The organism is Fredinandcohnia quinoae, assembly GCF_022427965.1.
GTDB lineage: Bacteria > Bacillota > Bacilli > Bacillales > Bacillaceae_L > Ferdinandcohnia > Ferdinandcohnia quinoae.
Genome location: NZ_JAKTTI010000008.1, coordinates 79,610 through 103,094, shown reverse-complemented (window position 1 = coordinate 103,094; position 23,485 = coordinate 79,610). Strand labels below are relative to the sequence as shown.

The following is a 23,485-nucleotide window of genomic DNA, read 5'->3' as shown; positions in this document are numbered from 1 at the left end:
TCATTCATCCCCTATGTTTATGGTAAAAGGAAAGGAGAAAATATCCCCTTTCCACTTTTATCGTTTCTTAATATCCGTATGCTTCTACTTCAAAAATCCTTGTTGCTTGATCTCCACCTTGTGTTGGCTGCTGAACAGCAAGACGAATATAACGAGCCTCGGTTGTTGGTATCGAATGTTCTGAAATGGCTGCAGTATTATCTGTAACAGTAACTGCATTTGTCCAAATTTCGCCATCCATACTAACCTCAATTGTAAATGCCTTCGTATTGAATGCTCCTGGTTCACCGCCAGCTTCTGCATGCTTGATCACAAATTTTGACAGGGTGAATGCCTCACCGAAATCAACCATTAGCCAATGATTCGCTCCAATTGCACACCACTTGCTATTATCGGTGACGATACCATCAATCGCATATTTTGGACCTTCAGATGAGGCACATTGACCGCTTGCTGTTGCTGATTTGTTCAAGGCGACATTCGTAATATTCTTTGCATCCTTGTCAATTGTAATAAACCCTTCTTTCGTAACGACATGCTCACCTTCACTGTTTTTAGCAATCAAGGTTACGGAGTATACGCCTTCCTTGTCATACGTAACAACCGGGTTATTCTCATTACTTACAGAAGGAGATCCTCCTTCAAACTGCCATTCAACCTCTTCTGTCGCTTCAGAGGATTTATTAAAAAATTGAATTTCCTCACCAGGTGCAGCAACTGTTTGACTTACGCTAAACTCTCCCTTTGGTTGTGGATATGGCGGCCATTCGAAAGTTACACGTGTTGCCTTACTTCTTATATATTCCTGATTGACTGTGACAATTTCTAGGGTTGTTTTTGTTTCCTTCCCACTTCTCCGTAAATCTGACAAATAGTATGCATGATTCGGAACCGCCCCGATAAACTCCTTTTCACCATTTGGAAGACTTCGATAGATTTCATAATGCAGAACATCCCCGGCTACTGGTTCCCAAGCTACTTCTACATCTGCATATAATCCTTCAGTAAAGCTTGTGTTCTTCGCCAGAACATTTGTCACCGCTTTAGGAGCTTTCTTGTCAGCATTCTTCTTTGTGACCTTCAGCTCACCGATATTGATTTGATAATCGGCCAGTTCTTCATTGCTTTCAAAGAATAATGAGATTGTCGCAATTTCTTTTCCTTTATATTTGTGTAGCTTAATCGTTTCTTCCGTCCACTGATTTTTACTCTTCTTCTTCACATCAAAAAAGACAAATTGATCAGGTTGATTAAGAAAGCTAACACCTATCTTCATGTTCGGCTTTTTTGCATCTGTTTTATAGGTAATTGAAATTTCCGTATCCTTCTCAACTGGAAGCTTTGTTTTATAGAGCTTTACATGGGTTGCATTTTCCTTTGAAAGTTTCCCTGAGATCTTCAGTGAACTACCTCCAAAATAGGCAGTATCCCAATCAAAATCTACATCAAGAGCTTTCCCTTTGCTATCCTTTACCCAACGCCATGTTGGTAAAATATCTTGTAAACTACGATTATTCCATTCACTTTTACTTTTGATTTCACCATCCACTGCAAAAAACTTCCCACTACCTGTATTAAAATGCGTGATGAATGGAAGCTCTTGAATTGTTGTCTTAGCGCTAAAGTAATGGGCAAGCCCTTTCCAGTTTCCGTTTTCATTCGTTTTTCGAGGGTCTCCCGCTTTTCCAGTCCAGAATTCCTGTTCCTTTTGATAGAATTCTTCGTTTGAGTTTGCTGTTTTAAACGCCCAATCAGGTCGATAGATTCCCATAGACGTTAATGGTTTCTGTCCTTCTGGGAATAGACCATTCCAGCGAACACTTGTATTTGTGCCATTTGCCTCTACATCAATCCCTGCATATAGGTCATATGGGCTCCTTCCAACTTCTAATGCTTTATTTTGAGAGGATTGTTGATTTGTCCACCAGAAATTTAAAAACATACTATCTGAAATTCTTTCATTGCCTTCTTGAAGGAACATTTTATTTTGATCAGTCAGATGATTTTGCCAACTGATTGAACCGTTCTCTACCATTGAGTCATACCACATGATGTGCATGTTCTCTTTTTTATGATCTTGAAGATATTTTAAAAACTCTTTCATCTTCTGAGCTGTTGCTGCATTTCCACCTTCTGTTTCTTGGTTGATGAACCAGCCATCAAAGCCATAATACTCAGCAACCTCTAACAATTTATCCGCTGCAGGAAAGGACCCATCCTCACGCTGTGTAAGCATTTGATTAACCCATTCCGCTTGGCCTCCATAAACCTTTGGAGGAAAAAATACATTCCCTAAAATCGGAACACCATTTTTATGGGAGGCATCAATGACATCTGCACTTGGAGGAGTAATGATTCCCTCACCAGCAGATCCAGCCCAATACACCATTAGATCTACGTACTGCCAATAGCTGAATGTGTTTGCGAAGAACTTATTCCCACCTTGAGACGGTACTCCGCTTGTGTTTGGATTCAATGCGGATAAAGCCACCAATTTTGCTTCAGACTGTGCCGTTTCATTCACATTGAAAAGGACTTCCCTCTCTGCTAACGGAACTGTGCTCTTGTTGTATACTGCATCTGGGTCATTTTCTGGACTCCAATTCAATAATGCATCTGGATACCAGTACGATGATTCCGGTTGTTTGGCTAAGCCAATGCTAGGGAGCAAAAAGATACAAAGCAAACCAAAGAGAACTGTGATAAAACCGTTTCTAATCTTCAACAATATTCCACCCCTTGTTATTAAATTTTTTTTGTAATAACCAAGATGTGTATGTTTTTTTCTTAGATGTTCGTTTCTTGCAATCTCTTATGTAGTGGACTTCCTTTTACAGCTAATCCACAAAGACTTAAGACAAATTCACTGAACATGGAATTTGCCCAGGAAAACCATTCACGTGTGAATTCCTCAGGTTGATCTGTGTTAAAGCCTTCATGCATAAAGCCTGTTCCACCATCTGTTTGCTTCATCACCTCCAGAATTCTCATCTTTTCAGCAGTATCAGTCGTTGTCATCCCCTCAATTGCTAATGCAATATGCCATATATAGTGATCCGGTGTATGGGGACTCCCAATTCCATTTGCCGCTTTGCCTTCATAGTAGTAAGGGTTATCTCTGCTTAATAAAAAGCTGCGTGTATTCAAATATGTTTTATCGTCAAACTGACACCAGCCCAAGTAAGGGGATGCCAATAGACTTGGAACGTTCGCATCATCCATCAGATTGTATCTGCCCATGCCATCTGTTTCATATACGTACATATCTCCATAGATTGGATGCTCAAGTACTGCAAATTCTTCAATTCCTGCTTTTATTTCAAAAGCTAATTGATCACATTGAGTCGCTAGATTTTCATCTTTTAAAATATCTCTACTAATCTCAGTTGCATAGCCTAACACAACAACTGCAAACATATTAGCAGGCACTAAGTACCCATATAGACAAGCATCATCACTTGGTCTAAAACCACTCCAGGTCATGCCAGTTTTAACTGTTTTTGATCCTTTCCCGTTTCTATTCAACGTATCCGATTGTCTTACATCCAATCTCTCAAAGCTATACGGGGACTCTTCCTCATGATTCTGCTCTACTCGCCAAACATGTAAAATCTTCGTTAATGCTTGACTGAATGTCTCATCAAAATGCGTTGTTTTTCCTGTTGATTTCCATAAAAGATAGGAAAGCTGAATCGGATAACAAAGTGAATCGATTTCATATTTTCGCTCCCAAATAATTGGCGACATGTCCGTAATATCAGCTTGATGTCCTTTTCCATTTGACGTTTCATTGAATGCATTCGCATATGGATCTTGAAGAATATAGTTCATTTGACGGCGAACAACACCTTCAATTAACTTTGCCATCTCTTCATCCTCTTCAGCTGCAAGCAAATAAGGTCGAACCTGTGCTGCTGAATCCCGGAGCCACATTGCAGGAATATCACCTGTAATGACAAATGTCGTTCCATCTTCCTGCGGCATTAATGTTGTCTCATATGTATTGACAAAGCATTGTTCAAACATTTCCTGAAGCTTTTGATCTTCAGGAAAATGCTCCTTCACCTCGTCAATTAATCGTGTAAGTGATTGTGGTATTGTTTTCTCACTGCTCATTTCATTCACTCCTCCACTTGCCAGCCTAGGCTAATAATCTCAAACGGTAGTACTTTTTCTTGTAATTGAGCGCTTTCAAATTGTTGGTTTATGTCCTCAATAATGGACGATTTGTATCCATTTTTACCTTTTCCGGGTAGAGCAATAAGTGTTGTTTCTTTCTCAGATGTATTGAACCAGCGTACAATGACATCATTTCTTTCCTCAGCCAGCTTCATAGAAGAGATTGCTAATGCTTCACCCTCCCATGTAAAGAAAGTTTTTTCAACCGGTAGAGTTCCATCATGTACATCTGTTTGAACAGCAGTAACAGGAATTTGAAAGCTATATGCATCCTTGAATGCCCCTGATTCGACAACTGTTCCTCGATGAGGAATGACCATCCACTCAGCGTGATTTGTACCAAGACATTGTGCATCGTCTGTCGGGAAGAAGCCCCAATCGCCTAGCTCAGAGGTTGATCGTAAAATCGTAACCGCTATTGTATGCTCTTGATCAAGGATTTCGTACTCCTGTAAGCCTTTATTTGCAATGGTCAGCCCATACTTTCCATCAGACATACTAACAAATGCCTGTTGATGATGATCAAAGCTCGGGTTCTCCCATTCACGTTCTGGTGTATTCGGTCGTTTCGCTACTTCAAAAACACTATCAGCCACATGCTCCTTTGTTTTCAGTTCGGTCGGAAATAGAACTCGAAGACGATGGTCTTTTGCTTGATTATCTATTGAGACCTTAACAGTTGGACCTTTTGCATTTTTATCTAGCTGAAGAAGTGTTGTTAGACGAATTGTTATCATCTCAGATGAACGACCTGATTTTCGATCCTTATGCCATACTAACTTTTCCTTTTCATCCTTCAACTGTTCATCTGCTTCTTTTGGGATATCCCACTCATGAACAATTTCAAGGATTGAACGAATTGAACTGTCTTCAAGCACCTTTATTTGTGCTTGTAAATCTTTTGTAGTCAGCGGAACTTCACCATTTGGCTTTCTATACATATATTCATTCCCAATATCGCCACTATTATCATAGATTCCTAGATTATTGAATATATTCCCTGTTTGCTTGTCTTTTACTGTATAAGAACCATTTTCATGAACAGTAACATGGACATACTCATTTTCCAGTTCACGTGCATTTTTTAAAATCGATTGTGAGCGATTTTCACTTGGCTTTGTCGTAGTCGTTAGAAAATATGTTTTATAACCAAAACAAGGAAGCTCCTCTGCTAAAAATGTTAATTTAACTATTCTCGTAAAATATGGACGTCGAAAGCCATCATCCGGTAAATCATATCCGAAACGGACGTCGCCTTCCTTCGTTTCACATACATATTCAGTGCCATTGCAATCAACAAGCTTCAGAGCAGGAAGCGGCTTTGAACGAAGATGTTCTGGAATCTCTGAAAATGGCATTTCAGCAAAAAAGATTTTTTCAAGCTCAATATCTTTCTCAACAACTACATCCCTTGTATTACCAGATGTATTGAATACAACAACAGGGATAGCACCTTCTTTGGCATGATTCGTTGAAATATGAGATATGATTTGATTTGCCTTTTCCTCAATAATCATGGAGGCAGTTTGGTGAACCTTCTCAAATCTCGTTACCATTTCGCGATGTACTTCATCGACACTGCAGCCACATATACTGTCATGTGTGTGATTTTCCATTAGCATTTTCCAAGCATAACGTAAGTAATCCCGCGGGTATTCATGACCGAGAAAATATGAAAAAACAGATAGAGGCTCAGCAACCTTTTCCAATAGTGTTTGACACTCTTGGTTCATCTGCTTTAAATAAATCCGAGCAGACGCTGTATTTACGAGAGTCGACCAACCATCGGTACGCTGGTTACGAAGTTCTCCGGTAATCGTTTGGAGCTGGGCTGGTAAGGATTGCTGAAGTATCTCCATATAATCATCGAAATTTGAATGTACAAACATAACATTGGGAAATAGTTCTTCTGCTACCTTGATGGCCTCTGCAATATTGACCTGAACCGGCTGATGATCACAGCCATTCATGAATAATAAATGAGGGGTTGAAGAATATTTTTTAGCATCCTGAAGCTTTGTTTCCCAATATTTCTTCGCTTCGACTGGATCAACAGGTATCTCATTTCCATTTGAATACCAATTCGCAAATAATATGCCTAAAACGGTGGATCCATCGGGAGATTGCCACTTTAACTCAGAGTAGGGGGATTCAAAGGTTTTCGCGTCACTCACCATATTATTGAATCCTGTTGGTTTCACACCTCTTCCGAATGCCGCCGTGTTAATGCCAGCTTGCTTAAGCAATTGTGGTGCCTGCCCGTATACACCGAAGGTATCTGGAAAGTATCCGAGCATTGAGACAGTTCCATATTCCTTCGCATCTTGTAATCCATACTGCATATTTCGAACATTGGCCTCTGAACTTGTTAGAAATGCATCCTGTAAGACATACCAAGGGCCAATATGAAGTTTTTTCTCTTGAATCAGCTTCTTAATGGTTTCCTTTTTTGAAGGTCTTATTTGTAAATAATCTTCCAAGATAATCGTTTGTCCATCCAAATGGAAACTCTGAAAGTTCTCCCCTTTTTCGAAGAGGTCTATGAGTGTATCGATTAATTTTACTAAGTGGTAACGATGTTTTTCAAAGGGCATATACCACTCTCTATCCCAATGTGAATGGGAAATAATATGTGCTGTTGTTTTCAGTTCCATCATGTTTCCTCCATTTCACAATCATTCGACAGGATTGTAGCTGCAGCTCCGATTACTCCCGCCATTGTCCCATAGCTTGCTTTTTCAATCACAAGGTGCTGTTTATGTTGGTCTAATAGGTAATGAGGCAATTTCTCACAAACCTTTTCATAAAATGCCGGCTGACCGATGATGACACCGCCACCAAGAATGAGCAGCTCTGGATTCAAGGTTTGAATGGCTTGACTGAGCCCTAACGAAAGATTCGTTGTTGCCTGATCAATCACTTCTACAGCAATAGGTTCATTTCTCTCAGCTTGGGTAAACAAATCTCTTGTGTCCCATTGCGGGTCAAATGGTATTTCAGCACTAGCCAGCTGTTGCATCCAAATACGCTGTAGGGCCATTCCTGAAGCTAATGCTTCTAAGCAACCTCTTTTCCCACATCCGCAAATTGGGCCGTTAGGAGCTACAACACTATGACCAAGCTCACCCGCTCCTGATAAAGCACCTTCATACAGTGATCCATTTATAATAATTCCTCCACCAATGCCAGTGCTCACTGTCACAAAGAGGACATGTTTGAATGTTTTTCGATATGTAAAATAATACTCGCCAAATGCTGCTGCATCTGCATCATTTAAAAGCCGTATCGGCAAATGGAAAGCGCTATCAATATTTTGTACGAGTGGATAGCCATGCCAAGACTTGAGATTTGGTGGATTTCGTACAATACCCTTTTTTGAATCCAATGGGCCAGGGCAGCCAATTCCGATTCCTATTATATTCGGGAATTCTTCAATAAGCTTTGTCGTGTATGCAATTATTTGTTTTGTTGCATATTCCGGGCCTCTCGCAACATCTGTAGGAAATTCATGTTTTCTGAGTATATTTCCATCTTCTTGTACAGCACCCATCGCTATTTTTGTTCCACCAATGTCAATTCCGATTGAGAGTCTCATATTTATTCTCCTTCTTCCACTTTTCCTCATATTAACGATATGTTTCAGCTGGTCAAGAGTCAACCAATCCAAAGAAAGTGATAAAGTTATTCCATCTAATCTAAAATTAATCCATTTTTTTTGGATTTCTATTACCATAAAACAACCCGAACGCACACAATGCATTCGGGCTTATGTCTAAAACCATTCAATTTATCCAAAACTGTCCTCATACGTGTTAAAAAGTGAAAACACTTCATTAATCGTCCCAACTTCAACACCGGAATCATTCCGGACAACCGAAGGCTTTAACGCTCTTAATCTCGCAATTGTTTCTTTATTACAATATCCGATTTGTTCAAGGATTGAGGCTACGATATTAGGCCAGACTTCTTCAGAACCATTTAATACTTTTAATGCAAAGCCAAGTCTTTCCTCCTTCAATCCGAAGCAGTAGACGCCTTGTGCACCACCTTTTGCGACTATATTTTGATCCTCCAGTAGAGTAGAGCAAATGAAGCGCTCTGACGCAATCATTAATGGGCTCGCATTCATGATGGTTGTCATCTTGATGACAGCATTTTTAATTTGCGGATCGGTAATCAATTCAGGGCACGCTAATTTTAAGTATGTGATTGCCATACTCTTCAAGGGAATCGCAAAAACTGGTACACCACAGCCATCCAATCCAACTGTAATCTTTGAAACTGGTACTTCAGATAATATGGATAGAATCTGCATGATGTGTTGCTGAAGTGGATGCTCCACCTCCCAATAGCCTTCCACTGGGTAGCCCAATTCTCGACAAGCGGTAATAAAACCAATATGTTTCCCTGAGCAATTATGGTAAAGTCTCCTCTTTTCCAATCCATTTCGGATCATTTCCTCTTTTGGTCTCGCATTTAATGGGTATGAAGCCGGGCAATAGAGATCTGCTTCTGTTACAGGACATTTTTTTAACAATGACTCAAGTGCAGCTATATGATAAGCTTCCCCTCTATGCGATGCAGTGAACAAGGCTGCTTCTTCCTTAGTTAAATTATATTTATCGATACTATTCGTTAAAAAAATGGGTATAGCTTGTATTGGTTTGGAGGCCGATCGAAAAAAGGTATAGTGACTATCATCTCCAAGATGGAATTGTGTTTCCAATCGATTATTTACCCCACAAATCATTCCTATGTGAATGTTCTCAACTATTCCTGCTCTTGTTTCTTCTACTAACGGTAATAAATCCAAGCTTCTCCCTCTCCTCGCTGCTAAGAAAATTGTCTTCTATTCTAAATCAAGTAATGTATTTTGGGCTTGGATGGCAGCACCAAGTACAACCCCACGGTCAGTGAACATTGAGTAAACAATTTTCACCTTTTCTTTTAATGGTTCCCATATATATAGATCGCATTTCTTTTCAATTGCTTCCTTTATCTCTGGAAACTTTTTGATTGTATTTCCACTTAAAATAATGACTTCTGGATTATACAAACATAATATATTGCTAATGGCTAAAGCGATATACGTTGAAGTTCGATCCAATATATTGATTGCCCATGACTCACCATTCCGATACGAATCGAATACATCATCGATTGATTGCACGTCCTTTACCTTTCGGCTATCGGCAAGGATTGCAGCTTCAGATATATAGGTTGCTAGACAGCCTATTTTCCCACAGCTGCACACATTCCCAGTTGGATCAATTACTGTATGTCCAATTTCCCCCGCATTATTTGATTCCCCACGGTATATTTCACCGTTAAGAATTAGTGCAGAACCAATTCCAGAGCCAATTCCTACTAGTACAGCATTCAAGGAGTCCTTCGCCATTCCCATGAAATTTTCTGCGACTATTTTCATTTTTAGTTCATTATCGACAATCACTTCGAAACCTGTATGTTTTTTCAAATCATTTGCTAGATTTGCATTTTTCCATCCTAGCTGGTCAGAAACTTTTACAATTCCATTTTTATAATCAATAAAGCCTGGTAAACCAACTGCAATACCGAGAATTTTCTCAGTGCGGATATCTTTTTCTGTCATTAGTTCTTTTATACAATTATTTAGTTTTTCAAGCGTGTCTGAATAGTTTTCCGTCACATCTCTAGTCATGCTTTCGAATGAAATGATTTCCCCAATGTAATTTACAATGCCTACCTTAACAATTAATCGATCAATTTCTACCCCAATTGTATACAGAACATCGTCATATACATCAAGTAATGTAGCCTTTCTACCAACACCGGATGTAACAAGCTCCGTCTCTCTTACAAAGCCTTGTTCATGTAATTCATGTACAATTCTTGTGATCGATGTTGGGCTCATTCCAGTAATTTTTGATATTTCCATTCTTGATATTGGAGATTTATTTTTAATAATATCAAGAACTAAGTTTTTATTTTGCTTTTTCATTAACAGCTGATCTTGTTTCTCCATTGTATTTACCTTCTTTTGATTATTTTTTTCACTATTTAAAGAATCATGTTGGCTTTCTTCGGTAAAAAGTCTACATCATCCTTTAACACACACCCCCAAAAGAGAATCCCTTTCATTGATTCTCTTTCAGGTTCATATATAGCAATCTAGGACTTTTTAATTATTATTATACTACAATTATTGTTTGAATTTTTTAAAAGTTGACGACACCTCTCTTATTTGATGCTTCATAGATGCCAGCTAAAATTTTCATGATTTCTACACCATCTTCTACTGGTGCAATTGGATTGGTACCTGTTAAACAGCTTGTGACAAATGAATCAATTTCGTTTTGAAATGCATTAGCAAAGTCAAACGTTAAATGGTCAATTTGCGGCTGGATATTTAAAATAGTGTTATTTTCCTCACTAATTAACAACAGCTCTGGTTCCAATTCCGCACCACCCTTTGATCCAAATAGTTTTACTTGAATTTCATCCTTTTTAGCATGTAGTGTAAAAGATACATCAACCATTAAGGAAGCTCCATTCTCAAAAGTAATGAGAGCATTTGCCATATCCTCAACAGTATTCTTTCCTTTTTCATAGTCTGCTGTTTTATAAAAGCTTAAATTCTCAATGTTTCCCCGATTTCCTAATGTATGATAGGTATTTGCAGAGATTGATTTAACTTTAGGACGCCCCATTAAGTACCAACAAATATCGATAATATGAACTCCGAGGTCAATTAATGGACCACCACCAGAACGTTCTTTATCTGCAAACCAGCCACCAGGATTCCCTAAACGTCGTAAACACGAGGCTTTCGCATAATAGATCTCGCCTAGCTTTCCATTATCGATAAAAGCTTTTAATACTTTCGTATTAGTCGCAAATCTTCTAACAAAACCAACTTGTAATGTCTTCTTATATTTACGCACGGCTTCCTCTACCTCTAATGCTTCAGCTACATTCATCGAAAGTGGCTTCTCCACCAATACATGTTTGCCACCCTTTAGGGCACCAATTGAAATTTCTGCATGAGTGTTATTCCATGTGCAAATACTTACTGCATCAATCTCAGGGTCATTGTACACTTCCTCTAAGCTTCCGAAAACTCGGTTGACCCCATATTTTCTCGCCTTCTCCTCCGCTCTTTCTTTTGAAAAATCATAGACACCATGTAAGATCACGTCCGGATTATTTACATATGATTGAAAATGCAGATCCGAAATAGATCCCGTTCCAATTACACAAACTCGTAAACTACTCAATTGACTCAATCCTCTCAAGTTTTAGATTATCTACACTTCATCCCATAATCTCCGCACATTATCCATGCCAATTTTTGATCCAACCTTGCTATCTTCCATTCCTTCAAATTCAACTGTTAAATAGCCATCATATCCAGAGTGTTTCACTATCTTCATAATCTCACGGATCTTCAAGTCCCCATGACCGACAATCGCTCCACGCAAGTAATTTTCATTAACCGTTCGGAACCATACACCATCTCCTGGATTTTCGTAGTATGGACGAATGTAGAAGTCTTTAAAATGGACGGTTGCAGCATATTTCAAATTTTTCTTCACCCCAACAAGTGGATCTTCATCAATACAAAGGAAGTTCCCGACATCAAGTGTTGTTTTAAAGTTTTCCCTGTTTACCGCATGAATCACCCGTTGGACCCGATCACTTGATTGAACATTAAAGCCGTGATTTTCAATGGTTGTGGTAATCCCAAATTGTGCCGCATAATCCGCTAGTAATTGACTTCCCTTCACAAATTTCGAAAAATGTTCTTCAAAATAATGAATGGTCTTCTCTTCTGGTTTTAACGTAAAAGCAGTCACATCATGACGCATTATCTTAATTCCTAAGCGATTGACGATATCTATATGTTTTTTGAGTCGTTCGACCTCAGCATCAAAAGCTTCGTCCGATTCTTGAACAAAGTTTGCAGGCAGAGAATATGCCGATAATTCAATACCAATTGATTTTGCCTTCTCTTTGATTTGGTCAGCTAATTCAATATTATCTACAACCTCAAACCCATATGGGACAAGCTCCACATGTTCTCCACCATTATCGGCAACCCATTGAATGACATCTAAAACCGTCATCCTGCCCTCTCTTAATTCTCCTACTAAGCTATATGTACTTAATCCAACCTTCATCATCAGCCACTCCAATCTATATTTTTGTAGTTTTCTATTCTATTAAATGACAAGCTACTAGATGATCTGCCGTTATTACTTTTTTCACAGGTGGTTCTGTAACTTTACAAATATCCATCGCAACCGGGCAACGCGTATGGAATCTGCATCCTGGTGGGGGATTGACCGGACTTGGCAAATCACCCTGTAATACAATTCGTTCCCTTCTTAATCTTGGGTCGGGGATTGGTATCGAGGATAGTAATGCTTTCGTGTATGGATGTGTTGGATTAGTAAAAATAACCTCCTTTGGCCCAGATTCTACAATTGTCCCCAAATACATAACTCCAATATGATCACTAATATGCTCAACAACACTTAAATCATGAGAAATAAATAAATAGGTTAAATGGAATTCTGATTGTAAATCTTTCAATAGATTTAATATTTGTGATTGTATAGATACATCTAAAGCGGATACCGGTTCATCTGCAATAATGAGTTGTGGTTTCATAATGAGCGCTCTCGCGATTCCAATCCGTTGTCGTTGCCCGCCGCTGAATTCATGTGCATACTGATCCGCGTGGTATTCACTTAATCCCACAACTTCTAACATTTCAGATACCGCCTTATTTCGCTCTACTTTTGATAGTTTCGTATGAATAACAAGCGGTTCTCCGACAATATCTCGAATCTTCATTCGAGGGTTCAACGATGCATATGGATCTTGAAAAATCATTTGCACCTTTTTTCTCATCGCTTTTAATTGTGATTCTTTTCTTTTAGAGATTTCTTCGCCATCAATCCAGATTTCCCCTTCGCTAGGTAAAAGTAATCGAGAAATTAATCTTCCAGTTGTTGATTTCCCACAACCACTTTCACCGACTAGACTGAATGTCTTTCCTTCGGGAATTGCGAACGAAACATCATGAACTGCCTTCAACATTTTCTTTTTTCCAAACATCCCATCAGGAATCGAAAATGACTTATTTAGCCCAGATACTTTCACAAGAGTATTAGACACAAGTGTCCCTCCTCTCTTCATTATATAGCCAGCAGCTGCATGCACGATTATTTTCCAATCTTATTTCTTGTGGTTCATCTACGAAACAAATCGGCATTGCCACATCACATCTTGGGGCAAATTTACATCCCTTTGGTAAACTACTAGGGTCAGGTACATTGCCTTTTATTGAGTCAAGCTTATCTTTTTTTTGCCCAAGCTTTGGAACTGAGCCAATTAATCCTTTTGTATAAGGGTGCTTTGGGCTTTCAAATAACTCAAAAACGTCTGCTTCTTCAACAACTTTCCCGGCATACATCACTACGACTCGGTCACACATTTCCGCGACAACACCTAAATCATGAGTAATCATTAAGACGGACATGTTTTCCTCTTGCTTAAGCTGCTTCATCAGGTCCAAAATTTGGGCTTGAATTGTTACATCTAATGCTGTTGTTGGCTCATCGGCTATTAATAGCTGAGGGCTGCAGGATATTGCCATTGCAATCATTATCCGTTGACGCATGCCACCCGACAACTGGTGTGGAAACTCATTCATAATTTCCTCCGCGCGTGGGATGCCAACTTTTTTTAGAATCGTAATTGCGTGATCTTTAGCTTGTTTTTCTTTAAATCCTAGATGAAGTCGAATTGGTTCAAGTAATTGTTCACCAATTTTCATCACTGGATTTAAAGAAGTCATTGGCTCTTGAAAGATCATCGCCATTTGTTTACCGCGAATTTTCCTCATTTCTGCTTCCGATTTTGTTGCTAAATCCTCGTTATTAAATTGAATTTTACCATTACTTATTTCACCACTAGTCCCTTTAAAAAGTTTCATAATTGATAGGGATGTAATACTTTTTCCGCTTCCAGATTCACCAACAAGTCCTAGAACCTCGCCTCTTCTTATGTAAAAATTGACACCATGCAAGACTTTAATTTTTTGTTTATCCTTTGTGAATACAGTCTCGAGCTTTTCTACCTGTAGTAGCTTCTCCATCCTCTAAAAACTCCCTTTACTCATTCTTCGTTTTCGGATCCAATACATCCCGTAAACCATCTCCGACAATGTTGAATGCCAATACTGTAATAAAAATAGCGATACCCGGCATCATAACTACATGTGAAGAGGTACCAAGATAATCGCGACCAAGACTTAGCATCGCACCCCAATCTGGAGTTTCTGGACTCGCTCCTAAACCAAGAAAACTTAAGCTAGATGCAGCTAAAATAGCAGTTCCGATTCTCATCGAAATAAAAACAATTAAACTACCTAATGTTTCAGGTAAAATATGTTTAAACATAATCCGAAAGTGAGAGGCACCCATTAATTTTGCTGCTTCTACAAAGACCGTTTCCTTTCCTTCTAGAGTTGCACCCCTTACCAATCTTGCAAAAGACGGGATACTAAATACCGAAACAGCTATGACGACATTATTCAAACCCGGACCTAAGATTGCTACAATCGCAATCGCAAGCAATAAATCTGGAAAGGCAAACATTACATCACTTGACCTCATAATGATGCGGTCTAGCCATCCTCCAAAATAACCACTTATCAGACCCAAAATAGTACCACCAACTGCTCCCAATATGACTGATAAAAAGCTAACACTTAATGAAATCCTTGCACCGACAAGTAATCGACTGAAAATATCACGACCATACTCATCTGTACCCGCAATATGCTCTTTACTAGGCTCTTGTAAAATTGAATTATAGTCTGGTTCGTACGGGTCAAAGGGGGCAATATATGGGCCAACTATAGCAATAACAATTAGCAAAAGGATAAAAAAACTAGCCCAAAATGCCGTCTTTTGTCTTCTCCAGCTCCTCCAAAATTCCTTAAGCGGTGAATACTTTCTTTTTTTTGAAATAACTGTATTGTTTTGATTGGCTACCTTCGTTACTTCCATGTCTACCCTCCCTTATGCTACATAGCGAATTTTCGGATTGAGAAAACTGTATAGAATATCAACGAACAAATTGACTAAAATAAATTCAATCGAGAAAAGTAATAATTCTGCTTGAATAACTGGATAATCTCTAAAAGAGATGGAATCTATTAATAAACGGCCCATACCAGGGAAGCTAAAGACCGTTTCTACTACTACAGATCCCCCTAATAAGAAGCCGAATTGGAGACCTGCTATCGTAACAACAGGAATTAATGAATTCCGTAATGCATGTTTTGGGATAACAACTGCCTCTCTTAGCCCTTTTGCCCTTCCCGTTCGAATAAAATCTGCCTTAAGCGTTTCTAGTAATGATGATCTCGTAAAGCGAGCGAGCATAGACATTATCCCTGCACCCAATGTTAGTGAAGGCAGAACATAGCTTTTCCAAGTCTCTGCCCCTCCTGTCGGAAACCATCCTAATTGAACTGAAAAAATTTGAATAAGAAGCAAACCTAACCAAAACCCAGGTAATGAGATTCCTGACACAGCAGTAACCATCCCAAAATAATCAGGCCATTTATTTTTAAAAACTGCAGATATGGTTCCAATTAGCAACCCTATAACTAATGCCCAGCCCATACTGAGTACTGTTAAATAGATGGACGGCATAAATCGGTCAGCAAACATGTCAACAACCGGTAGACCTGTTTTTAATGAGGTACCTAAATCTCCTTGCAGTAAATTGCTCATATAGGTAATATATTGTTCCCAGATAGGCTTATCGAGGCCAAGCTCCGCTCTAATAATTGATACCTCTTCTAATGAGGCGTCTTTTCCTGCAACAAGTCGTGCTGGATCCCCTGGAATTAAGTGAGTAAAAAAGAAGATTAATACTGATACAATAAATAAAATTGGAATCATCTCAAGGATTCGCTTTACAATATCTTGGAGCACATTTTATAACCCCTTTCTTAAGAAGGAAAGAAGCATCAGGAAGTGCCGTCCCTCCGCCTCTTTTATATGAAGTAAACCTTTTATTTCAGGTTCGCGTCTGTGACTTTAATTCCACCATCAGGTGATATAAATACGCCTTCAACATTGGATCTTTGACCTGCTAATATTTCATCTACACCAAGAAAAATCCATGGAGCATCCTTATAGATTGTTGATTGAATATCACTATAGATAGATGCCTGCTTACTTGCATCTACTGTTTTATTAACTTCCTCAATCCATCCATCTACTTGGTCATTTTTGTAATATGCAGTATTTGCCCCATTAGGTGGAAATGAACCGCTATAGAATAATGGTTTTGTCGCATTTGTTGTATCTGAAGGATAAGCTGACCAGCTTACATACCACATTTGCACCTTTGCTTCTTCTGGTGTTTGAGGTCCATAAATCTCATCTGACAAAGTTCCTTCTTCCATCGACTTAATCTCAACTTCTATCCCGATATCCTTCAATTGTTGCTGGACAAATTGCATTCCTTTCATTGTGTCGGAGTTTGTATTACCCCAGATTTCTGCTTGGAAACCATTTTCAAATCCCGCTTCTTTTAATAACTCTTTTGCCTTTTCGATATTTTGTTCATACACGTCTTGTTTCGAATAATGAAGTGTTTTACTTGGAATTATGGAGTCTAATGGTAATCCATACCCGGCATTTACCACACTAATAAAAGCGTCTTTACTGACCGCATAGTTCATTGCTTGTCGAACACGTGGATCATTAAAAGGTTCCTTCATCGTATTAATCGAAACATAACGAGCAATTGTAGAAGGAATTTTCTGTACTTCAACATCATTATTTCCCTCTAGCTCCTTTATGTTTTGATTCGGTAACGGATAGATTACATGTGCTTCACCCGTTTTTAACATGGCGACACGTGATCCATTTTCCGGAACTGGTTTATAGGTAATTTTCTCCACTCTATCTTTCTTACTCCAGTAATCATCAAAGCGTTCCACCGTCAAATGGTCTCCTTGAACCCATTCAACAAATTCAAATGGACCTGTGCCTACAGGATTTTTCCCAATTTCATCACTACCAGCTTCGATAAGCTTTGGACTAAGGATTTTTGCTGATACAAATCTTGTTAGCATCCCACTATATGGCTCTTTAAGGGTTATCTTCATTTCATAATCATTGATAATCTCAATATTTGAAATAAGGTTAAAACCACGACTATTCAAGCGTAGGCTATCATCATTCATAATTCTTTCAAAATTAGCCTTAACTGCATTTGCATTAAACAGCTCCCCATCATGAAACTTTACATCTTGGCGCAACTTAAATGTGTATGATAATGCATCATCACTTACGCTATAATCTTCCGCTAATTGGTTAACAATCTTTCCCTCTTCATCTGAACCTAAAAGGCCTTCAAGCATCGCAGACTGGACTGAGTTTGAATTTGTATCACCAGTATTGTGCGGGTCCATTGAAATGAAATTTTCATTAACTGCAATCACCATTTCATTCTCTGCTTTATTCCCATTGTTTTCTTTTTTTCCACCACTTTCATTGCTTGAACATCCAACAAACAAAACCGCTGAAACTACAACCAACAACAATGTTTTCCAAAAATGCACCTTTCTCAACTGATTTCCCCCTTTTAATTTTTTCAGGCATTTTGGTCTTGATGGTACAGATTTCATTGCTACATTCCTGAATGATTATGATTAGAATTACCTTCCTTCAATTATCATTTTGGTAGAAGAGTAATTTTAAATCCGCTTAGCTATTTCATTCGTGGTGTTATTAATTATCAAATTTTGAATGAAATTAGACAATTAAACATGTGATTTTGATATTAATTGCTCCAATGGTGAAATTAATTGACTAAAAAAATATTCAACTGCAAAAATATAAGTACTTCATTAGAACACTATTCTAAAATTAAAGTTATTATAACTTCTTTGGATAGCGCTTTCAATATATTTTTTTGAAAAATATAAATTTTATAAAAATGGCATAAAAAAAAACAGAGACATCATCTCTGTTTTTATTAATCTATTCAATTATCCAATTTGACATTCTCTTAATTTTAGAATTAAATCTTGCATGACATCTTCAGTCGTAATTGTTGTTGCAGCTTCTACCTTTTTTTGAATATCTAGCATAATCTTTAAAAATTGATCACTTTCTATTTGAAAATTCATATGATTTACCTACCAATATTTATTTTCCATTTTGTAACCAATTTTACACTCTTTTTTAAAAAAGGCAAGCATAATATCTGTTACATTTTGGTGACGACAAATGTCGATTACAAATAGAAAGACCCCTACCATTTAATCATAGGGGTGTTGATATCATATAATTGAAATTAAAATGGAATTGGGCCAGGTTGAACTCCCATGAATATTCCATCGGTAAACCCTGCTACTAGTATTGATCCGTCTTTATTTTCGAAAGGTACAGCGGCTATTGTATATGAAACTAGTAACTTTCCAGTTTCATCATATACAGGCTTTTTCACAACGACAATTTTGTTAGCGCCAAGCCAATTATAGCCTTCTGATTTAAGGATCTTTTTCTGTTCTTTGAATTCCTTGCTTTTCAGGATATTTGCCACAATCTTATTTTTCTCGGCTCCCTTAACATACGTTACTCCACACCCACAATCATCCCCATCACCACTGCCTTCATGTGCTAGAGCTGTATTACCAGGAGCAACCAACATTAAAATTACTAAGAAGCTACTACATAAAGCTGTTACGTACTTTTTCATTAACTATCCCTCCTTATTTTTAACTCTTAATACAAATTCTACTAGATTATGAAAAAATCCTCTATTTTTTAAAAATTTTCTGCACTTTTTGTAAAACTACTAGGATTATTAAAATAGTGGTTTAATAGCTAACTTTGCAAACTCACCTATCTAATCCACAATATCCACAATGGTAATGATACCATTGTGGATTGGTTACGCTAGAGTGGGATTTTTAATAGTTGACCAATCGTTAATACATCTGTTGTTAGGTTATTAGCAGTTTTTATCGTTGAGACGGTTGTGTGATTGCGTGTTGCAATTCCGTATAGTGTATCACCAGCAACGACTGTGTAAGTTTTAACGGTTACTGGAATTTTTAATACTTGACCAATGTTTACACTATCAGATATTAAGCCGTTAACTTCCTTAATTGCATTCACAGTTGTATTATTTCGGGTGGCGATTGCCCATAAGGAATCACCTGAAACAACGGTATATGTCTTGAATTGTTGTGTAGCAGTATTGTTTAGGTTATCCACACTATCCACAGTATTTACATTAGTGCCTGAAACTGTTTTTGATGATACTGATACTTGTGTTGGAAGGGTGGTGGCGTAGCTGTTCCAGACATTGCTTGTTTCTTGGCCAAGACTCCAGTTTCCGACACCTCGAATATTATACTTACTGACAAGTTCTAGTTTATGGCGAATCGATTCTTCGTTCTCATACCAGATGGTGTATGTTCCAGGGCCAAGGGTTGTACCCGATACAACAGTTACTGGGTCTCCAGCCTTAATGGTAATGGTTGCCTTCGGTGATTTGCTAATTGGGTCAAATTCAACGACACCATTGTATTTGTCAATCATACTCTCCACCTGTATATTTGAAATTCCAAATCCGCCATAGCTTTGACCAGAAATCCAATACCGCCCATATTGGGCGATACCGATAACAATTTTGTCGCGCGGCACATTTTGGTTAATTGCGTATTGAATTGATTTTTCAACCCAAGAGGCACTTGCAACAGGACCTGCTGGACCACCTGTATAGCTTTCATCATAGGTCATGATCATTAAATAATCAGCGTACTTTGCGAGATTTGTGTAGTCATAGGAACCATGCCACCCTGTATCCCATCCATTTGGATTTGCAGCAACTGCAGCTGAAACCTCTTTTGTAGCTGGAATAAGTGAACGTAATAATCGGACAAATTCAGTATAATTAGACCGATCTGCATCAGTAACATTTTCGATATCAACATTGACCCCATCAAGGTCATAACGCGCCACAGCATCTGCAATTTGTCTAGCAGCAAGCTCTTTATTTTGTAAAAGGGCTCGCCCGATATCACGATCCCAATGATTGCTTAAGAACGGCACAACACGAATGCCTTGGTGATGCATCGTATTGATAAAATTCTGATCAACCTGATAAGTTAGCTTCAAAGTTCCATCAGGATTAATATCAAAATATGTTGGTGACACGATATTCACTGTATGACCAGTCGAACTGACTGTGTTTATATATTCCTTTGTGTTACCGAAATACATATAACCGAGATTAATGACCTCACTTGCAGTAATTGGCATGCGCAAGACCTGCCCTGGTTGGATCAAATCATTTGATAAATGATTCATCGACATCAGTGCGTCAGCAGTGGTATTGTAGCGTTTTGCAATCGAGTACAGGGTATCCCCTTTTGCAATGGAGTATTGATTTAGTTGAACAGATGTAAGCTCACTTTGATTTCCTGCTCGGTCTGTTTGTGTTACAGTTGCAGAACTAACATTGTCGATGTTATCCACATATATATCAATCGAATAAAAGCCACTTTCATCCACATTTGCGAGTCTAGTTACAATTGTAGAACCATCCTTATTCAAAAGTTCGACCTCGATTTTTGCATTTTCCTCAGCTGTTCCCATCACCGTATAAATATATTGAAGGTTCTCATATCGAAAACCATTTTTAGAAGCGATTGTATTTTCAACGATGGTATCTTTTTCAATGGTTGATGCTTGGACAATACTCGTATTTCCTGCTCGATCTGTTTGAGTGACTTCAAAGGTTAATGGGCCATCCACCAAACCAGATAGATCTAAGGTCGTCGTAAAGGTACCATTGACTACCCTTGTCATTTTTGTAACCTTTGTTATACCGTCGCTCACGACCATTATTACAGCAGCTCCTTCTTCAACGCTTGCCCCATTCACCACGTAATTATTTTGATTAAGCAGATTCACAAATGGCGGTAAGGTTATGACTGCCTCAGCAGGTGCTGTGGTATCTTTTATGGTCGCTGTAGGTGCAAGTTTGCTCGTATTCCCTGCACTGTCAGTTCCAGTAAAAGAGTAAGTGATTGTACCATCTTTTAATCCACTCAAGTCTGATTGAAGCTCAAACCAACCTTCTTCATCGGCTTCCACCGATTCTTTAATCATATTTGTCCCATCTGATATCACAATATCAATTGTTGTATGAGGTTCTGCCTTACCCCTGATTTGATAATTATTCACATTACCGTTATAAATACTTGTTAGTTGATCAAGATTAAACATCGTTGGGCCAACCGTATCTTTTATTAGTGTTTTAGTTGTCACTTGACTGATGTTTCCAGCCTGATCAACTTGTGTCAGCTCGAAGGTCACATCACCTTCATTGAACATGGAAAGGTCGACCGGAAGATTGAAAACACCATTATCATCGACAACACCGGTGATAACCTTTGATTGCCCGCTCGTATTAAAAATACGGATACGAAGCTCAGCGTTTTTTTCTGCGGTACCGACTAGGTTATAAGCTAATTGATTTTTACTATATATAACATTATTGTTATGCATGATCGGTACGGTTGGGCTTGTTGTATCCTTTTCAATTGTTGTATAGCTACTATTACTTGTAATTCCCGCATTACTCGTCTGGAATGCAGAAATTGTTAAGCTTGTGTCTAAAAGGGTGCTTACATCCACACTTGCATGGAATTCACCATTCTCATTCGTTATCGTCGAAGCAATCACATCGGGATTAATTCCATCCGAAACTGTGATATCAACAGCTGTCCCCGGTTGTGCTTTTCCTGAAATACTATACGTTGTCGCTGTTTGGCTATTAATCATTTCAGGATTACGAATGACGGGCGGTGCTAGCATTGTTTCCTTTTGAATTAATGCTTTGGTAGCAGTACTTCTATTACCAACCTGATCAGTAGCTTGTGCGGTAATTGTGAGTTGCCCATCGTTAAGCGTTCGAATATCCATATTTGTACGGAATTCACCAGCTTCATTCGTTATTGCCTCTGTCGTTATTTCAGGATTAACACCATCTGATATCGTGAGTTTGATTGTGCTTCCTGGGTCAGCAAGACCAAAGAACGTATAGTTATTTGCATTTTGATTTGTAATCATTTGGTTATTATTAAGAACAGGTTCTGCTGTTTGTGTATCTTTTACCACTGTTGTACTTGTCAATTTACTGATATTTTTTGCGGCATCAGTGGCAGTCGCAGTAATCGTAATCTTGCCGTCATTGAGCTTCGAAAGGTCTACGTTTGTATTGAATCCACCATTTGTATCGACAGTAACATTCTTTGTCATCGGTGCATGAATCCCATCTGAGAAAGTGATTTGGATTGCTGAACCAGGTTCAGCCTCTCCTTTTACAGGATAGGCAAGCACGGATTGATTATTGATCAATGCTGGATTGATAAAAGTTGGTGCACTTGGTGCAATCGTGTCTAAATTGAGGCCAGAGATTGCTAGGATTTGACCGATAAAAATACTATCAGTTTGTAGATTGTTCAATGACTTAATAGTAGCGACAGTTGTTTCATTTTTCTGGGCAATCGAATAGAGAGTGTCACCCGGAAGAACGGTATAGGTTGCATTTATTGATTGGTTGGATAGTTCTGGTGCTGGTACAGGCTGGGTGTCAGTTGGTTTTATGATTTCAGTTAAAGCTCCAGTTTGAGGAATCCTCAACGTTTGTCCTATTTTTAAAATATCGGACGAAAATTGATTAATGCTTCGAATTTGGGTGACCGTTGTATTGTACCGTTTGGCAATGCTATAAAGTGTGTCACCCGCTGTGACGGTATATGTAAAATACGGAAGCTTAAGCTGTTGACCAATATAAATAGTGTCGGATGTTAATTGATTGACAGTTTTGAGTGATACAGTAGATACATTAAACCGTTTTGAGATTGTATATAGTGTATCACCCGCCTTAACTGTGTACATATCGACTTGGGTACTTGTAACAGCTTGGGTTGTATTGGTTTGAGCAGATGCAATTGAAGCTGTTGCTCCAAAATACAAGGTGGTTAAGAGTAGCGACCCCACAACAACCTTTGCCATACGAATCGGGACATGTGGGAATTTCTCTTTCATGAGCTCAAATATTTGAGTTTGCAGCTCATTTTTCTGTTTTGGAATATCACCTAGTTCTGTTGAAAATTCCATTGTTTCAGGTTCAATATAAATGACCAATGTGTAGTCACCATTATGTTCAGTTAATTCGTATTTTTGAATATCCATAAAAGCACCTCGAC

At 38.4% G+C, this 23,485-nt stretch carries 16 protein-coding genes; all 16 read right to left on the bottom strand.

Translation table 11 applies throughout. From position 1 onward, the window contains the following. Nucleotides 1-67 precede the first annotated feature (67 nt). Nucleotides 68-2,725: an endo-beta-N-acetylglucosaminidase gene (locus MJG50_RS07740; RefSeq protein ID WP_240254287.1), complete on the bottom strand. Its 2,658-nt coding sequence runs from the start codon at nucleotides 2,723-2,725 to the stop codon at nucleotides 68-70. Nucleotides 2,726-2,787: 62 nt separating this feature from the next. Continuing rightward, nucleotides 2,788-4,116, bottom strand: coding sequence for a glycoside hydrolase family 125 protein (locus MJG50_RS07735; protein ID WP_240254285.1), 1,329 nt, complete (start codon nucleotides 4,114-4,116; stop codon nucleotides 2,788-2,790). Nucleotides 4,117-4,121: 5 nt separating this feature from the next. Next, nucleotides 4,122-6,833, bottom strand: a complete 2,712-nt coding sequence (locus MJG50_RS07730) for an alpha-mannosidase (protein WP_240254283.1) — start codon at nucleotides 6,831-6,833, stop codon at nucleotides 4,122-4,124. Next, complete coding sequence (locus tag MJG50_RS07725) at nucleotides 6,833-7,774, bottom strand: ROK family protein (RefSeq protein WP_240254281.1); 942 nt, start codon at nucleotides 7,772-7,774, stop codon at nucleotides 6,833-6,835. The genes MJG50_RS07730 and MJG50_RS07725 overlap by 1 nt, the downstream gene beginning before the upstream one ends. A 192-nt stretch (nucleotides 7,775-7,966) precedes the next feature. Further along, nucleotides 7,967-8,992 carry an asparaginase gene (locus MJG50_RS07720; RefSeq protein WP_240254279.1) on the bottom strand — a complete coding sequence of 342 codons (1,026 nt, stop codon included), beginning with the start codon at nucleotides 8,990-8,992 and terminating at the stop codon, nucleotides 7,967-7,969. A 36-nt stretch (nucleotides 8,993-9,028) separates the two neighbouring features. Further along, complete coding sequence (locus MJG50_RS07715) at nucleotides 9,029-10,183, bottom strand: ROK family transcriptional regulator (RefSeq protein ID WP_240254277.1); 1,155 nt, start codon at nucleotides 10,181-10,183, stop codon at nucleotides 9,029-9,031. A 193-nt stretch (nucleotides 10,184-10,376) separates the two neighbouring features. Then, nucleotides 10,377-11,435 (bottom strand): Gfo/Idh/MocA family protein, encoded by a 1,059-nt coding sequence (locus tag MJG50_RS07710; RefSeq protein WP_240254275.1) that lies wholly within the window; start codon nucleotides 11,433-11,435, stop codon nucleotides 10,377-10,379. Nucleotides 11,436-11,465: 30 nt separating this feature from the next. Next, nucleotides 11,466-12,338 carry a sugar phosphate isomerase/epimerase family protein gene (locus MJG50_RS07705; protein WP_240254273.1) on the bottom strand — a complete coding sequence of 291 codons (873 nt, stop codon included), beginning with the start codon at nucleotides 12,336-12,338 and terminating at the stop codon, nucleotides 11,466-11,468. A 34-nt stretch (nucleotides 12,339-12,372) separates the two neighbouring features. Further along, nucleotides 12,373-13,341 carry an ABC transporter ATP-binding protein gene (locus MJG50_RS07700; RefSeq protein ID WP_345893219.1) on the bottom strand — a complete coding sequence of 323 codons (969 nt, stop codon included), beginning with the start codon at nucleotides 13,339-13,341 and terminating at the stop codon, nucleotides 12,373-12,375. After that, nucleotides 13,334-14,323: an ABC transporter ATP-binding protein gene (locus tag MJG50_RS07695; protein ID WP_240254271.1), complete on the bottom strand. Its 990-nt coding sequence runs from the start codon at nucleotides 14,321-14,323 to the stop codon at nucleotides 13,334-13,336. Before MJG50_RS07695 ends, MJG50_RS07700 begins: the two co-directional genes overlap by 8 nt. Before the next feature lie 16 nt (nucleotides 14,324-14,339). After that, complete coding sequence (locus MJG50_RS07690) at nucleotides 14,340-15,239, bottom strand: ABC transporter permease (RefSeq protein ID WP_240254270.1); 900 nt, start codon at nucleotides 15,237-15,239, stop codon at nucleotides 14,340-14,342. Nucleotides 15,240-15,251: 12 nt separating this feature from the next. Further along, entirely contained in the window at nucleotides 15,252-16,175 is a 924-nt protein-coding gene (nikB, locus tag MJG50_RS07685) for a nickel ABC transporter permease (RefSeq protein ID WP_240254268.1), read from the bottom strand. Between the two features lie 80 nt (nucleotides 16,176-16,255). After that, nucleotides 16,256-17,824, bottom strand: a complete 1,569-nt coding sequence (locus MJG50_RS07680) for a glutathione ABC transporter substrate-binding protein (protein WP_240254266.1) — start codon at nucleotides 17,822-17,824, stop codon at nucleotides 16,256-16,258. Nucleotides 17,825-18,244: 420 nt separating this feature from the next. Beyond that, nucleotides 18,245-18,385, bottom strand: a complete 141-nt coding sequence (locus tag MJG50_RS07675; RefSeq protein ID WP_240254264.1) for a YwzD family small protein — start codon at nucleotides 18,383-18,385, stop codon at nucleotides 18,245-18,247. A 167-nt stretch (nucleotides 18,386-18,552) separates the two neighbouring features. Then, complete coding sequence (locus MJG50_RS07670) at nucleotides 18,553-18,957, bottom strand: hypothetical protein (RefSeq protein ID WP_240254262.1); 405 nt, start codon at nucleotides 18,955-18,957, stop codon at nucleotides 18,553-18,555. A gap of 200 nt (nucleotides 18,958-19,157) precedes the next feature. Further along, nucleotides 19,158-23,471: a LysM peptidoglycan-binding domain-containing protein gene (locus tag MJG50_RS07665; RefSeq protein ID WP_240254260.1), complete on the bottom strand. Its 4,314-nt coding sequence runs from the start codon at nucleotides 23,469-23,471 to the stop codon at nucleotides 19,158-19,160. Between the last annotated feature and the right edge of the window lie 14 nt (nucleotides 23,472-23,485).

Coding starts and splice junctions, on each gene's coding strand:
- MJG50_RS07690 (WP_240254270.1), bottom strand. CDS start 15,239: ATGGAAGTAACGAAGGTAGCCAATCAAAACAATACAGTTATTTCAAAA.
- MJG50_RS07715 (WP_240254277.1), bottom strand. CDS start 10,183: ATGGAGAAACAAGATCAGCTGTTAATGAAAAAGCAAAATAAAAACTTA.
- MJG50_RS07675 (WP_240254264.1), bottom strand. CDS start 18,385: ATGAATTTTCAAATAGAAAGTGATCAATTTTTAAAGATTATGCTAGAT.
- MJG50_RS07735 (WP_240254285.1), bottom strand. CDS start 4,116: ATGAGCAGTGAGAAAACAATACCACAATCACTTACACGATTAATTGAC.
- MJG50_RS07670 (WP_240254262.1), bottom strand. CDS start 18,957: ATGAAAAAGTACGTAACAGCTTTATGTAGTAGCTTCTTAGTAATTTTA.
- MJG50_RS07725 (WP_240254281.1), bottom strand. CDS start 7,774: ATGAGACTCTCAATCGGAATTGACATTGGTGGAACAAAAATAGCGATG.
- MJG50_RS07665 (WP_240254260.1), bottom strand. CDS start 23,471: ATGGATATTCAAAAATACGAATTAACTGAACATAATGGTGACTACACA.
- MJG50_RS07695 (WP_240254271.1), bottom strand. CDS start 14,323: ATGGAGAAGCTACTACAGGTAGAAAAGCTCGAGACTGTATTCACAAAG.
- MJG50_RS07730 (WP_240254283.1), bottom strand. CDS start 6,833: ATGGAACTGAAAACAACAGCACATATTATTTCCCATTCACATTGGGAT.
- MJG50_RS07705 (WP_240254273.1), bottom strand. CDS start 12,338: ATGAAGGTTGGATTAAGTACATATAGCTTAGTAGGAGAATTAAGAGAG.